At 69.5% G+C, this 14,850-nt stretch carries 12 protein-coding genes; 6 read left to right on the top strand and 6 right to left on the bottom strand.

Annotated elements, in window-relative coordinates:
- Positions 1 to 49: 49 nt before the first annotated feature.
- The 6 genes from Aiant_RS06100 to galT form a co-directional block, all read right to left on the bottom strand.
- On the bottom strand, positions 50 to 820 hold the full coding sequence (locus Aiant_RS06100; RefSeq protein ID WP_189335193.1) for a hypothetical protein: 771 nt from the start codon (positions 818 to 820) through the stop codon (positions 50 to 52).
- Positions 821 to 852: 32 nt separating this feature from the next.
- Positions 853 to 1,386, bottom strand: coding sequence for a hypothetical protein (locus Aiant_RS06105; protein WP_189335192.1), 534 nt, complete (start codon positions 1,384 to 1,386; stop codon positions 853 to 855).
- Positions 1,387 to 1,408: 22 nt separating this feature from the next.
- Positions 1,409 to 2,452, bottom strand: a complete 1,044-nt coding sequence (locus Aiant_RS06110; RefSeq protein ID WP_189335191.1) for a hypothetical protein — start codon at positions 2,450 to 2,452, stop codon at positions 1,409 to 1,411.
- 4 nt (positions 2,453 to 2,456) lie between these two features.
- Complete coding sequence (locus Aiant_RS06115) at positions 2,457 to 2,870, bottom strand: hypothetical protein (RefSeq protein ID WP_189335190.1); 414 nt, start codon at positions 2,868 to 2,870, stop codon at positions 2,457 to 2,459.
- A gap of 90 nt (positions 2,871 to 2,960) precedes the next feature.
- The gene (locus Aiant_RS06120) at positions 2,961 to 4,505 is read right to left on the bottom strand and encodes a methyl-accepting chemotaxis protein (RefSeq protein ID WP_245006666.1); all 1,545 of its coding nucleotides are present in this window, start codon (positions 4,503 to 4,505) and stop codon (positions 2,961 to 2,963) included.
- 112 nt (positions 4,506 to 4,617) lie between these two features.
- Positions 4,618 to 8,019, bottom strand: a complete 3,402-nt coding sequence (galT, locus tag Aiant_RS46835; protein WP_306415851.1) for a galactose-1-phosphate uridylyltransferase — start codon at positions 8,017 to 8,019, stop codon at positions 4,618 to 4,620.
- Between the two features lie 197 nt (positions 8,020 to 8,216).
- Between galT and Aiant_RS06130 the strand changes: the two genes are divergently transcribed.
- The 6 genes from Aiant_RS06130 to Aiant_RS06155 all read left to right on the top strand — a co-directional run bounded on the left by Aiant_RS06130 (position 8,217) and on the right by Aiant_RS06155 (position 14,794).
- Positions 8,217 to 9,530: an ABC transporter substrate-binding protein gene (locus Aiant_RS06130; protein WP_189335188.1), complete on the top strand. Its 1,314-nt coding sequence runs from the start codon at positions 8,217 to 8,219 to the stop codon at positions 9,528 to 9,530.
- A gap of 58 nt (positions 9,531 to 9,588) precedes the next feature.
- Positions 9,589 to 10,557, top strand: coding sequence for a carbohydrate ABC transporter permease (locus Aiant_RS06135; protein WP_189335187.1), 969 nt, complete (start codon positions 9,589 to 9,591; stop codon positions 10,555 to 10,557).
- The gene (locus tag Aiant_RS06140) at positions 10,554 to 11,381 is read left to right on the top strand and encodes a carbohydrate ABC transporter permease (protein ID WP_189335186.1); all 828 of its coding nucleotides are present in this window, start codon (positions 10,554 to 10,556) and stop codon (positions 11,379 to 11,381) included. The genes Aiant_RS06135 and Aiant_RS06140 overlap by 4 nt, the downstream gene beginning before the upstream one ends.
- Positions 11,382 to 11,411: 30 nt before the next feature.
- Positions 11,412 to 12,428, top strand: a complete 1,017-nt coding sequence (locus Aiant_RS06145; RefSeq protein ID WP_229831151.1) for a LacI family DNA-binding transcriptional regulator — start codon at positions 11,412 to 11,414, stop codon at positions 12,426 to 12,428.
- A 123-nt stretch (positions 12,429 to 12,551) separates the two neighbouring features.
- On the top strand, positions 12,552 to 13,631 hold the full coding sequence (locus Aiant_RS06150; RefSeq protein ID WP_189335184.1) for a glycoside hydrolase family 53 protein: 1,080 nt from the start codon (positions 12,552 to 12,554) through the stop codon (positions 13,629 to 13,631).
- A gap of 56 nt (positions 13,632 to 13,687) precedes the next feature.
- Positions 13,688 to 14,794, top strand: a complete 1,107-nt coding sequence (locus Aiant_RS06155) for a glycoside hydrolase family 53 protein (protein ID WP_189335183.1) — start codon at positions 13,688 to 13,690, stop codon at positions 14,792 to 14,794.
- Positions 14,795 to 14,850 lie beyond the last annotated feature (56 nt).

The raw sequence follows: 14,850 nt of genomic DNA on the forward strand, positions 1-14,850 counted from the left end.
GCCCGACCCGTCCCACCCGCCCCCTCACGCGAAGGTGGGCGCGGCAGGGTTACGGCCAGAGATACATGGTCACGCCGGCCGGCTGGATGCCCGGCGGGAGCCAGGTCGGCAGGGTGTGCCTGCTCGTACCCTGGGGGTACCGGTCGGTCTCCCCCTTGGGCAACTCGGACTTGAGGTGGAACCAGAAGGCACGGTCGACGAACCAGCCACCGATCAGGCGCCCTTCGGCGGATCGGTACACCAGGCCGTAGTTCGGCTCGTCGAAGTACCCACGTGGATTGTCGAGATCGAACGTCACGTAATCCCACTCGTCGCGAGGGTGCGGCCGGGGCTTCAGCTGAAGGCGTTTCGGCGGGAGCAGGGTGGACACCGGCGCCGGCTGCCCGATCACGTACAGCATGATTCCCGCGATCCGGTCCGCCTCCGCCGCATCGACCTGAAGCATGTTGCCGAGATCGACAGCCTGACCCGCGGGCAGGTATGCCCAGCCGGTGCTGAGAATCCCCGCCCAGTCGTCGAACTCCTCCGAATGCCACCCGCGCCCCGCGGAGTCCACGAATCGGAAGCGCACGTGGACCCGCATCGGCTGGTTCGTGGTGTTACGGAAGACCGCCGCCGTGCCGACGATGCGTCTGGTGGGCGGGCCACCAGGCACCGGGAAGGTCGCGAACCCGCGGTCCTCGACGCTCACTCCGGCGGCGAGATCGTCCCGCAGCAGCGACGGGTCCGGGCTCGCCGGCGGCGCCGGCGGATCGTCGTGCCCGGACGGCCCACGGCAACCCGCGGCCAGGCCGGTGGCCGCGCCGAGCACAACCAGCATCAGGCGCCGTCGCGACAGTCGCTGATGGCGGATCATCGCGCTCTGCCCTTGTACTTCCGGTACAACTCCTGCCGCAACGCGGTGTGCACCCGCTGATAGTCCGCGTGGAGGTCGTTCATCGCTTGGTCGGCGAACCGCAGGAAGGCCTGCTCGTCGTGGCGTTCCAGCCCAGGCGCGACGCTGACCTCGAATGCGATGAGCCCGGTCGTCGTCACCTGGATCTCGTCACCCGGTGAGCTGCCTCGTGCGGCGAGTGTCGCGCCCCGTTCGAGGTACTCACGATGCCGGGAGGTGAACGGTGGCCGCATCGCGCTGGACCGCTCGAAGCCATGGGCGAGCATGACATCCCGTCGCGCCTTCTGATAGGCCACGGCCATCAACGTCGCCACGCGCCCCAGTTGATGTGCCAGCAACTCGGCGTCACGGCTGCGATAGTAGCGCTCGTAACTGTTGTGCAAGAACCGCAGCGTGCGGTACTGCAACGACTCGGTCCGGCCTTCGATGCGCCCATCAGGTGAGGTCGCCGTCGCGACGACCGCGTTGAGATCGTGCTCGATGCTGCCCACGGTTTCGCACCTCCGTTGTGGATCACCGCGCCGGGGAATGAGCGGGATCAGGGTTGTCCGACCCGATGAGCGGCCGTTGCACCTTGGTGACGCCCACACCCAGTGGCTTCGCTCGGAGCACCTCCAACGCCGGTAGTTTCTGCAGGGCGCCGCGCCCGGACGTGCCGATGGAAATGCTTTCGTTCACGATGCTGTCGTGGAACCTGGCGATGATGTCGTGCAGCTCCCTCTCCGAGGCACTGAACTGGAGGCGGAGCTTCTCGGTCGCGTCGACGATGCTCTGCCAGAGTTCGGCGACATTGTCGCCCTGGATGTCGTGGTCCCGGGGAGCGTCCGGTTCGTACTTGTCCTTGGCGACTCCGAGCCCGGCCGCGCCGAACGCGGCGGCGATCGCGGTGAACGTCATCCCGGTTCCGGTCGCGAGTCCCGCTCCGGCGGACAGCACGCTGAGCACGCCGATGGCGATGTTGAACGTGACATTCTTCTTGTCGGTCGATCCGCACAGTGAGCTCGGCTGGTAGGCGGCGATCGCCTCCGCGGCGCGGTTGACGAGGTTGACCACGTCGTTCTGCGCCTGTGTGAGCTGCTCCTGGTACGCCCTCAGCACCAGGAGCAGCAGTCCGACGGTGTTGGCCTGGAGAAAGAGCATGCCGCCCCAGCGGTCGAGGTAACCGCTGCGGACGGCGTCGATGGTCTCGCCGCGCCAACCGGCCTGGTTGATCCGGAAGTCGTTCATGAACTCCGGTACCAGGGCACCGAGGCTGAAGGACTCGGCGTCCTCGATGGCGGTCACCCCGGTGTTGGTCAGCCGGTTGTGCGCACCGGCCAGCGCCTCGATCGCCCCGTCGAGCGAGGAGGGCGCGGGCAGTTCCAGATAGGGTCCCCACAGCTCCTTGGACTTCTCCCTGGCGAAGTTCAGGATCGTCACGTCGCTGACGTAGGGCACGCCGGTGACCTCACTGAACTCTTCGCGGTCGTCGTCGCCCGTCTCCTCGTACATCATCTTGTGGACGAGGGTGGTGATCAGATGGTCGATCGCGATCTCGAGACTCTGCGGAAACGCCATGTGATCACCGGTGCGGGTAGTGGCCGCCGTCGTGCCCGGCCGTCCACTCGTCGTTGGTGGTGGTGCGGTCGTGTTCCAGGGTCCACCGGGTCGCTCGCAGCGCGTCCGCCGCTTCGGTGTCCTGCTGGACGAACCTGTCGAGCGCGTAGTCGAGGCCCCGCGACAGGTCCCAGAGGTTGTCGCTGGTCTCTCCGGCGGCGGTCCAGACGAGGTCGCGCAGCCGCGTCCAGCTCTCCTTGAGGGCCGGCGCGCCGAAATGGGCGGGCCGGTCGAGCCGGTCGTCGGAGCCGGAACTGGTCTCGCACTCGTTGCGGAGGCCGGCGTACTCGTCCGCCAGCCGCGGCAGGTCGACTCGGGCGGCCTGGCGTAGTCGCTCGAGCGGCCCGCCGAGGACGGCACCGCGCATCTCGTCAGTCATCGTCGATCCATTCGCCGGAGCGGAACGGCATGCGTACCGGGAAGTACGCCTACCGCGCCGCCGCGGTTCGACGAGGATTGACTCCTGGGGTCAGCGGGTGACCTCGAAGCGGCGGACGGCTCCGGTCAGTTCGTCGGCCATGCCGGCCAGGTGCTGGGCGGCGGTCCGGGAGCTGGTGACGCCGGCGGTGGTGTCCGCGGCGGCCTGGGCCACCTCGGAGATGTTGCGGGCGATGTCCTCGGCGCCGGTGGCGGCCTCGGCGACCGAGCGGCTGATCTCCGCCGTGGTCGCGGTCTGCTCCTCGACCGCGGAGGCGATCGTGGTCTGATAGTCGCTGATCCGGACGATGACCTCGGAGATCCGCTCGATGGCGGAGACCGCGCTGTTGGTGTCGGACTGGATCATCTCGACCCGCTGGCCGATGGTCTCGGTGGCCTTCGCGGTCTCCTGGGCCAGCTCCTTGACCTCGCCGGCCACGACCGCGAAGCCCTTGCCCATGTCGCCGGCCCGGGCCGCCTCGATGGTGGCGTTCAGGGCGAGCAGGTTGGTCTGCTCGGCGATGCTGGTGATCAGCTTGATCACGTTGCCGATCTCGGCGGACGACTCGCCCAGCTTGCCGACGATGGTGCTGGTCTCGCTCGCGACCGAGACCGCCTCGCCGGCCACCCCGGCCGCGTCCGAGGCGTTCGTGGCGATCTCCCGGATCGACACGCCCATCTGCTCGGCGGCGGCGCTGAGCGTGCTGACCAGCCGGGCCACCTCCTCGGCGGCGTGCTGCGCGGCCTCGGCCCGGCCGGCCGCGGTGTCCGCGCCGGCGGACAGGTGGTCGTTGACCGAGTTCAGGTTGCGGGAGCTCTCCAGCACGGTCGCCGCGCTCCCGTTGATCATCGTGACCGCGTCGCGCATGCTGGCCGTCGCCTGGTTCAGGGCGGCGGCCATCTGGCCCACCTCGTCACGGCTGTGCACCCCGGAGTCCCGGGTCAGGTCGCCCTCGGCCACCGACTTGAGCACCGCGGTGACCCGGCGGACCGGGGTGACCACGGCACGCACCGCGAGCAGCGCGATCGCCAGCCCGAGCAGCAGGCCGATCACCCCGATCACCAGCACCTGCGTGGTGACCGTGCGGCGGGCGTCGCTGACCTCCTGGTTCGCCTGGACGGCCGACTCGGCGTGCGCCTTCTCCAGGGTGGAGAACGCCTCGTCGATCTGGGCGTACAGGTCGGTGCCCTGGTTCCAGCTGTCCCAGAAGTCCTGGAGCCGCCCGTCGAGCGCGGCCGGCATCATCTTGCCGGTGCGCAGCTCGTTGAACTTGTCGAAGTTCGCCTTGAGCGCGGTCGCGGTGCTCTGGTCGGCGGTCAGCGGCAGATACTTCGCCCAGATCTCGTCGACGTGCGCCGTCCGCTCCTTCATCTCGGCGTCTTCCTTGGCCCGGTACTCGGCGTTCGACATGTAGTAGTTGAGCGCGAGCATCCGGACGCGGAGCACTTCCTCGTGGATCGCGGCGAGGTGCTGGATCGGGACCACGCCGTGGCCGTAGACCGCGTTCGACTTGTTGTCGACCAGCCGCAGGCCACCGACCGCGATCATGATGACGACGGCGCAGGCCACCGCGACCGCGGCGACCGACGACAGCATCTTCACGGCCAGGGGCAGATCCGCCAGCCGCTGACGGAGCGAACGAGACGAGGACACACTTGTTGATCGGCACCCGGCCATCCGGACTTAGCCGGATGGCCGGGCGGAAACGTCAAGCGACCTCACGAAGCCGGGCGGCGATCCGTTCCGGCGTGGTGTCGCTGATCCAGGACGCCATCGCCGATTCCACCCCGGCCAGGTATTTCAGCTTGCCGGGCGCCCGCAGCACGCTGAACACCTGCAGGTGCAGGCGGAACAGGTCACGGCCCTGGCGCACCGGCGCCTGGTGCACGCCGGCGATGTAGGGCAGCGGCTCCGGCCCGGGGAAGTACCGGTCGAGGCGGCCGAGCACGTCCAGGTAGATCCGGGCCAGCTCGTCGCGTTCCTCGCCGGTCAGCGCGGGCAGGTCCGGGACGTCGCGGTGCGGGGCCAGGTGCACCTCGACCGGCCAGCGGGCCGCGGCCGGCACGTAGGCCGTCCAGTGCCGGCCGGCCGTGACGATCCGGGTCCCGGCCCGGCGTTCCGCGTCGAGGATGTCGCGGAACAGATTCCCGCCGGTCCTCTCCCGGTGGAGCCGGGCCATCTCCAGCATCCGGGCCGCTTTCGGCGGCACGAACGGGAACGCGTAGATCTGCCCGTGCGGGTGCGGCAGCGTCACCCCGATCTCCCTACCGCGGTTCTCGAACACGAAGACGTGCTCGACCCCGGGCTGTTCGCCCAGCTCAACGGCGCGATCGGCCCAGGCTTCCAGAACGGTCCGGGCCCGCTGCGGGCTGAGGCTGCCGAACGACCCCTTCGGGGCCGACGAGAAACACACGACTTCGGTACGCCCATCCGCGGGCCGCACCGGCCACAGCGGGTCGCCGTCGACCAGTGATGACGAGCCTCCGTTGCGCGGGGAGAACGCCGGGAACCTGTTCTCGAAGACGACCACGTCGTAATCGGCCTCGGCGATCTCGGTCGGGAAGCCGCCCGGGACGGTCGGGGCGAGCGGGTCCTGGTCGGCCGGCGGCATGAACGTCCGGTCGTTGCGGTGCGACGCCATCGCGATCCACTCGCCGGTCAGCGGGTCGTACCGGACCTGGGCGCCGCCCCTGAGCACCTCCTCGGCGCCGGGCAGCGGCCGGGTGTCCGCGGCCTGCCGGACCGCGGCGCCGGAGACGTACGGCTCGGTGTCGTCGAAGTAGATGATCTCGCGGCCGTCGGCCATCCGGCGGGACGTCTTGCGGACCCGGTGCGGACGGTCCGGCTCGCCGGTGGCGGCCCGCCCGACGACCCGGATCGCGTCGATGGCCAGCAGCTGCGAGTCGGCGGCGACCAGCCGGTCCCGGGCCTCGGAGGGCACCGAGACCGGGGAGACCGTGGCCAGCGGCAGCAGGTGCAGGGTGACCTCGGCGCCGGCCCGGTACCCGGCGTCGACCAGGTTGACCTGCCAGCGGGAACCGTCCCAGAACCGGTCGGTGACGGTGACCCCGTCGACCCGCAGCTCGCCGACGTCTCCGGCCCAGTCGATCTGGAGCAGGGCGTCGTGGTCCGGGTCGGCGGCCCAGTCCGGCAGGTGCAGCCGGTGGACCGCGGCGTGCTCGTCGAACGCCGCCCGGCCGGGCGCCGACGCGCGGCCGTCGTGCTTGCCGTACTCGGCGGGCACGTCGGTGGCCGGGCGCAGCTCGGTGGTGGCCACGTCGACGGTCAGCGGGACGTGGGCCGGGGTGACCGGGAGGTCGGTGAAGGCACGGACGGCCGGGTCGTATGCGCGTACCGAAGCTGTCGAAGCGGCCTTGACCAGGATCCTGCCGGACGCGTCCCATTGCAGCTCGTCGTCGCTGAGCAGGACCCGGCGGCCGGCCTCCTCGCAGACCCAGAGCGATCCGGCGGTCTCCGCCGGCAGGACCAGGACGTCGAGCGTGCCGGTCGCGGTCTCGAGCCGGATCGGCTCCAGACCGGGGGTGATCGCCCGCTCCTGGCCGGCGACCGAGAGCGACGGCGCGATGCCGGGCTCGGCGAGCAGCACCAGGGTCGGCACGGCGCCGGGCAGCACGGTGAGCGCGGAGGCGGTGGCCCAGTCCAGCCGCACGCCGCCGGCGGTCAGGCCGATCGGCCAGCGGGCCAGGGTGCCGGCCGGAACGTCCACCGGCCGGGACGGGAATTCCACCTCGCGGTCGTCGAGGACCACCCTGAACCGGGCGCCGCGGTAGGTGTCCAGCGGGAAGTGCGGCTGGTGCCAGGCGATGAACAGGAAACCGCTGGTCCCGTCGCTGCGCAGCGCCCAGCGCAGGGTCTCGCTGTCCTCGACGCCGTGCGGGCGCACGTCGGGCAGGCTGGACGGCATCTCGGCGAGCCGGGCGCCGAACGCGGCCAGGAAGCTGTGCTGGCGGCGCAGCTCGGCGTGGCTCGCGGCGAGCGCGCCGGCCTCGCCGATCGGCGCGTGGAAGTCGTAGCCGAGGCGCGGCAGGTCGTTCGGGTAGCCGGTGGCGTGCGACTCCTGGAGGCCGCCCGGCACATCCGGGTTGGTGCCACCCGCGTACATGTAGTAGCCCTGCCAGGCCGACCCGTTGCCGATCTTGCAGTGGGCGATGGTGGCCACGTCGAGCGCGCTCGGCCGCGGCCGGCGGTGGTACGCGGTCGCCATCCCGCCGGCGAGTTCGCAGGTGGCGGCCGGGAAGAGGTCGGAGGGGGTACGCGGACCGCCCTTGGCCGCCTCGATGTTCTGCGCCCGGCGCACGTCGGCGCCGATGCCCGGGTCGTCCCAGACGTGCGAGAAGAAGTAGTGGTCCCGGAAGTTCGGCGCCCAGGGCGCGTCGGAGTCGACCCAGAAGCCGTCGCCGTAGCCGCCGTAGAGCGGGAGCACCTCCTCCTCGGGCAGCTCGGCGCTGTCCCAGGCGGTGGCGGTCCAGAGCGGGGCGGACATGCCGGCCGCGCGGGACATCCGCTTGAGCGTGCGCAGGTGCTCGGGCTGGGTGTACAGCTCGTTCTCCAACTGGATGCCGAGCACCTTGTCCATGTGGCCGCTGACCTGGGCGCCGATCGCGGCGAACCACTCCTCGACCAGGGCCAGGTAGGCCGGGTCGTCGGTGCGGTGCCGGACCGGGGCCTGCTGCACCCAGTCGGGGAACCCGCCGTTACGGCTCTCGGCGTGCACCCACGGGCCGATCCGCAGCACCACGTCGAGGCCGATCCCGGCGGCCAGGTCGACGAAGGCGGCCACGTCCAGGTTGCCGTCGAAGCGGTACTCCCCCGGGGCCGGCGAGTGGTGCAGCCAGAACAGGTAACTGGCCACCACGGTGACGCCGCCGGCCTTCATCTGGCGCAGGCGCTCCGCCCAGCGGTGCCGCGGGACCCGGCTGTAGTGCAGCTCGCCGGAGACCGGGATGACCGGGGAACCGTTCCTGATCAGGTACCGGTTGGTGAGCGCCAGGCCGGGCCGGGCGTCCTCCTGGTTGCTCATTCGCGGGCGGCGCAGCGGCGTCGCCCAGTCGTGGTGGCGGACGGAGAGTGGCTCCGTTTCATTGGGCACGAGAACCCCTCTTTCCGTTAGGACTGTAACCGGTCACAGGCCGACAGGCCCGAACGATACACAGGCTTAACGGGTTGGACGCAAGGACTTGACACATCGACGTAACAGCAGCACTGTAACCGGTCACAGGCACCGGCCACGGTCTGCGCCTGCTCCCCCGCTTCTTCTCCCCCGATCAGTGCGATCAAGGAGGATCGATGTATAAAAAGCTCGCCCCTGTGCTGGCGACCCTCACCGCCGCGGCCCTGTTCACCACCGCGTGCAGCAGCTCGGACGACAAGGCCGACACCGGCAGCACGGCCGGCACCGAGAAGGTCGCGCTGACCTACTGGAGCTGGGCGCCGAACATGGACAAGGTCGTCGCGGGCTGGAACTCGACGCACCCGAACATCCAGGTCACGGTCAACAAGCAGGATGGCGGCGACCCGGCGGTCACCAAGCTGCTCACCGCGATCAAGGCGGGGAGCGGCGCCCCGGACGTCATGCAGGCCGAGTACCAGAAGATCCCCACTCTGGTCTCCGCGGACGCCCTGGCCGACATCTCCGAGCAGGCCGGCTCGCTCAAGGACAAGTTCCCGGCCGCGGCCTGGAACAGTGTCACCCTGGGCGGCGACGCGCTGTACGGCGTGCCGCAGGACTCCGGCCCACTGATGTTCTTCTACCGCGCGGACGTCTTCGCGAAGAACGGCCTCCAGGCGCCCAAGACCTGGGACGACTACACCGCGGCGGCCGAGAAGATCCACAAGGCGAACCCGAAGCAGTACATCGGCACCTTCTCGGCGACCGACGCGGGCCTGTTCGCCGGGCTCGCCCAGCAGGCCGGCGCGTCCTGGTGGGGCGTGAACGGCGACTCCTGGACCGTCGACATCAACGAGGCGAACACCCAGAAGGTGGCCGCGTACTGGGGCGGCCTGGTGGAGAAGGGGGTCGTCGACAACAAGCCGATGTACACCCCGGAGTGGAACGCCGCGCTCAACGACGGCACGCAGGTCGGCTGGGTCTCCGCGGTCTGGGCGCCGGGCGTGCTGGAGGGCAGCGCCAAGGACACCAAGGGCAAGTGGAAGGCCGCCCCGATGCCGCAGTGGGACGCCGCCAACCCGGCGACCGGCAACTGGGGTGGCTCGGCGACCAGCGTCACCACCCAGAGCAAGCACCCGAAGGAGGCCGCCGAGTTCATCGCGTGGCTGAACAGCGACCCCGAGGCGCTCAAGCTGCTGGCCGGCACCGCCAACGTCTACCCGGCCGCGAACGACGCGACCAGCGTGCTGACCACGCCGCCGGCGTTCTTCGCCGACCAGGCCGACTTCTACTCGATCGCGGCCGAGGCGGGCAAGCAGACCAAGCCGTTCACCTACGGGCCGAACGTCAACGTCGCCTACAGCGCGTTCAACGACGCGTTCGGCAAGGCGGCCGAGTCGAAGAAGGCCGCGGCCTTCACCGAGTCGCTGGTGACCATGCAGAAGGCCACCGTCGACGACATGAAGAACAACGGGTTCACCGTCGCCGGATGACGCGCTCCGGGCGGGACGCCCCGCGTCCCGCCCGGGCCCTGGAAGGAAGGTCCCGGCGATGACACTGACCGCCACCCGACCGAGTACCACCGCCGCGCCGGTGTCCCGGAAGCCCGCGTCGTCCCGGCGCGCCCGCGTCCCGTACGCCTTCCTCGCACCCGGCCTGGTGCTGTTCACGCTCTTCCTGGCCGCCCCGATCGTTTACGCCGGCTACCTCAGCCTGCGCAAGGTGAAGGTCAGTGGCCTCGGCCTCGGCGCGAAGTCGCGTACCGAGGTGTGGGCCGGGCTGAGCAATTACGCCCGGTCGATGACCGATCCGGACTGGCTGCCCAGCGTGTACCGGATCCTCGGGTACGGCCTGGTCGTCGTCCCGATCATGCTCGGCCTCGCGCTGCTCATGGCGCTGCTGCTGGACGCCGGCCGGACCCGGCGCCCGATCAGCAGCTTCGCCCGAATTTCGATCTTCTTACCGTACGCGGTGCCGGCCGTGGTCGCCTCGCTCCTCTGGGGATTCCTCTACCTGCCGAAGGTGAGCCCGTTCGTCTACGTCCTGGACCGGCTCGGGATCGCCGCGCCCGAGTTGCTCTCCTCGTCCTGGGTGCTGTACGCGGTGGCCAACGTCGCGGTCTGGGGCGGCACCGGCTTCAACATGATCGTCATCTACACCGCGCTGAAAGCCGTCCCGACCAGCCTGTACGAGTCGGCCCGGATCGACGGCGCCTCCGAGCTGTCGATCGCGTGGCGGATCAAGATCCCGATCGTGATGCCGTCGCTGATCATGACGTTCGTCTTCTCGATGATCGCGACGCTCCAGGTGTTCGCCGAGCCGATGACGCTCAAGCCGCTGAGCAACACCATCTCGTTCACCTGGACGCCGCTGATGAAGGTGTACCGGGACGCGTTCGTCCGCAACGACATCTACTCCGCGGCCGCCACCTCGGTGGTCATCGCGGTGGCGACGTTCCTGTTGTCCTTCGGCTTCCTGAAGCTCGTCGGCCGCCGCGCGTTCAACCAGGAAGACTCATGAAGAACTCCAAGATCGCTACGACACTGCTGCTCCTCGGGGCGGCGTACTGCCTGCTCCCGGTGGTCTGGGTGCTGATCGCCGCCAGCAAGAGCTCGTCCGAGCTGTTCTCCACGTTCACCCTGGCGCCGAGCTCGCACCTGGTCGACAACCTCGCCGACCTGAGCGGGTACCGGGACGGCCTGTACTGGCGGTGGATGGCGAACACCGCGCTGTACGCCGGGCTCGGCGCGGCCGTCTCCACGTTCATCTCCGCGATGAGCGGGTACGCCCTGGCCAAGTTCGACTTCCCGGGCAAGGGCTTCGTCTTCAACGTGATCCTGGCCGGCGTCCTGGTGCCCGGCGTCATCCTGGCCATCCCGCAGTACCTGCTGCTGGCCCGGGTCGGGCTGACCAACACGTACTGGGCGGTGCTGCTGCCCAGCTTCATCAGCCCGTACGGCATCTACCTCGCGCGGATCTTCGCGGCGGCCGCGGTGCCGGGCGAGATCCTGGAGGCGTCCCGGATCGACGGGGCGAGCGACTGGCGCACGTTCCTGCGGGTGGTGATGCCGATGATGCGTACCGGACTGGTCACCGTGTTCCTGTTCCAGTTCGTGGCGATCTGGAACAACTACATGCTGCCGTTCATCATGCTCGGCAACGACAAGCTGTACCCGCTCACGGTGGGTCTGAGCAGCCTGCTCAACCAGGGCGCCAGCCAGCCCGCGATGTACACCACGGTGGTGACCGGCGCGCTCGTCTCGCTGGTCCCGCTGATCGCGCTCTTCTTCACGCTCCAGCGGTACTGGCAGGTCGATCTGGCCGCCGGTGGCGTCAAAGCCTGATCGAGGACGGTCACGACTATGATCCCGAACGTGTCGCGCAAACGACCGACGATCCGTGACGTGGCCCGCGAGGCCGGCGTGTCCTACGCGACCGTCTCGCGGGTGCTCAACGGGCGCGACTGGGTGAGCCCGGAGGCCGTGCGCGCGGTCCAGGACGCCATCGCCCGGACCGGGTACACCACCAACCAGCATGCCCGATCGCTGGCGACCGGCCGGTCGGGGTCGATCGCGTTCCTGCTCACCGAGCCGCAGCACCTGCTCTTCGAGGACCCGAACTTCTCGGTGCTGCTGCGCGGCGTGGCTCAGGCGCTCTCCGACCGGGAGCTGACCCTGATCCTGATGATCGCGTCCACCCCCGAGGAGCGCAGCCGGACGATCGCGTTCCTCAACGGCGGGCACGTCGACGGCGTCCTGCTGGTCTCCCCGCACTCCGGTGACCCGCTGCTCAAGCAGCTGGTGCAGGCCAACGTGCCGATCGTGGCCTGCGGCCGGGTGCTCGGCCTGGAGGACCTGATCAGCTCGGTCTCGGCCGACGACCGGGCCGGGGCGCGCACCGCGACCGAGCACCTGATCGCGGCCAGCTGCCGGCGGATCGCCACCGTCACCGGCCCGCTGGACACCTCCGGCGGCGTCGACCGGCTGGCCGGGTACACCGACGCGCTGATGGCCCACGGCCTGCCGATCGACCAGGACCTGATCGTGCACGGCGACTGGACCCGGGAGAGCGGGGCGGCCGGGATCCGCACGCTGCTGCGCCGGGCGCCGGACGTGGACGCGGTCTTCGCCGCCTCCGACGCGATGGCCGCGGCCACCCTGCCGGTGCTGCGCGACGCCGGGCGCGGCGTGCCGGGTGACGTGCGGGTGGTCGGGTTCGACGACTCCGGGCTGGCGGCCACCACCGAGCCGCCGCTGAGCACGGTGCGTCAGCCGCTCGAACGCATCAGCGAGGAGATGGTCCGGCTCCTCGTGGACGTGATCAACGGGCGTACCCCGCTCTCCATCACCGTGCCCACCGGCCTGGTCCTGCGCAGCTCCTCCCCCGCCTGATCCTCATCGGGCCCCCCATGGGGGCCGATCCTGGTTCCCCCCTTGGACCGAGATCGGCCCCCACCGCCTCCACGGCCGCGTTTTGCCCTTTTTGTCGACAATGGAATGTCCAGAAGGAGCGCCATGAAAATCCCTGCCGTCCTCGCCACCGCCCTCCTGCTCCTGCCCGCGGCGCCCGCCGCCGCAGCCGGCAAGCACCATCTGTCGATGCTCGGCGCGGACGTCTCCACCCTGCCCCGCGCGCTCGACCTCGGCGCCCGGTTCTCCGACGTCCGCGGGCACCGGGCCGACCCCTACGAGATCCTCCAGCGGGCCGGGGTGAACTACGTCCGGCTGCGCCTCTGGAACAATCCGGCCAGCGGCTACAACAACAAGGCTCTCGTCGTCCGGCAGGCCCGGGAGGCGAAGCGGCACGGCCTCAAGGTGCTGATCGACTTCCACTACTCGGACACCTGGGCCGACCCGGGCAAGCAGTACACCCCCGCGTCCTGGGCGGGTCACGATCTCGCCCAGTTGCGGAAGGACGTCTACGACTACACGTTCGACGTCTGCTCGGCCATCAAGCCGGACAGCGTGCAGATCGGCAACGAGATCAACACCGGCATGCTGTGGCCGGTCGGTCAGGTGGTGAACAGCGACTTCGGGCCGCTCGCGACGCTGCTCAAGGCCGGGTACGACGCGACGAAGGCGTGCTCGCCGCGCACCCAGGTCATGATCCACACGGCGAACGCCGGGAGCCTCGGCGCGGCGCGGTGGTTCTACGACGGGATCGCGGCGCAGGGCGTGCGGTGGGACATCACGGCGCTCAGCTATTACTGCATGTGGCACGGCGACCTGACGAATCTGAAGACGGTTCTCACCGACGTGCAGCAGCGGTACGGAAAACCGGCGGTGATCGCGGAGACCGCCTATCCGTACACCACGGAGAACTACGACCACCTCGAGAACATCATCACCTCGGCGGCGCCGTGCGACGGGATCGCCGCCACGCCGCGAGGGCAGGCGACCGAGTTCGCGCAGGTGCAGGACGCCGCCCGGGAGGCCGGGGCGCTCGGCGTCTTCTACTGGGAGCCGACCTGGACCGCGATCGACGGGAACGGGTGGGACACCGAGGACATCTCACATTCCGGCAACGCCTGGGAGAACATGGCGACATTCGACGACAACGGGCGGATCAATCCGTACGTGAAATGGCGTCGTTGATTTTTGTCTCCGGCGCAATTCCGCGCCGGTAACGTTCCTATCCCCGAAGGAGCGAAATGCGCACATCCCTCCGTGCCCTCATCGGGTCCGCGATAGCCGCGGTCACGCTGATGGCAATGAACCCCGCTCCCGCACAAGCCGCCTCCCTCACCATGCTCGGCGCCGACGTGTCGTCGCTGCAGCGCACGCTCGACCTGGGCGGCAAGTACTACACCGCGGCCGGAGCGGCCGCGGATCCCTACGACATCCTCAAGGGCGCCGGCGCCAACTACATGCGGCTGCGGGTCTGGAACAACCCGGCCAGCGGTTACAACAACAAGGCGAAGGTGCTCCAGCAGGCGAAGGCGATCAAGGCCAAGGGGCTGAAGCTGCTGGTCGACTTCCACTACTCGGACACCTGGGCCGACCCCGGCAAGCAGTACCCGCCGGCGGCGTGGAGCTCGCACACGCTCGCGCAGTTGCAGACCGACGTCTACAACTACACCTACGACGTGTGCACCGCGTTGAAGTCGCAGGGCACCACGCCGGACAGCGTGCAGATCGGCAACGAGATCAACGTCGGCATGCTGTGGCCGGCCGGCAAGGTCACGAACAGCAATTTCGCGCCGCTCGCCAGCCTCCTCAAGTCTGGATACAACGCGACAAAGGCGTGTAACAGCGGCACTCAAGTCATGATCCACACGGCGGACGCGGACAGTGACGCGAACGCGCGGTGGTTCTACGACGGGATCAAGGCGCAGGGTGTCTCGTGGGACATCACGGCGCTGTCGTACTACTGCATGTGGCACGGCACGCTGGCGAACCTGTACAACGTGATCGCCGACGTGAAGTCCCGATATGGCAAGCCGGTCGTGGTGGTGGAGACGGCGTACATGTACACCACCGCCAACGCCGACGGCGAGACGAACTCGATTCCCGGCACCACGACGTGCGACGGCCAGCCGGCGACGAAGGCGGGTCAGGGGACCGAGTTCACCTGGATCCAGAACACGGCTCGCAACGCGGGCGCCATCGGCGTCTTCTACTGGGAGCCGACCTGGTATGCCATCGCCGGGAACGGCTGGGACCCGGCGAACATCAACGGGACCGGCGACGGGTGGGACAACATGGCCACCTTCGACGCCACCGGCAAGTTCAACAGCAACGTCAAGTGGACCGCCTGACGTTCTGAGCACCCATCCCCGATAGGTTCGGCCCGGCGCCCCGACGCCGGGCCGAA

Source organism: Actinoplanes ianthinogenes (genome assembly GCF_018324205.1).
Classification (GTDB): Bacteria; Actinomycetota; Actinomycetes; order Mycobacteriales; family Micromonosporaceae; genus Actinoplanes; species Actinoplanes ianthinogenes.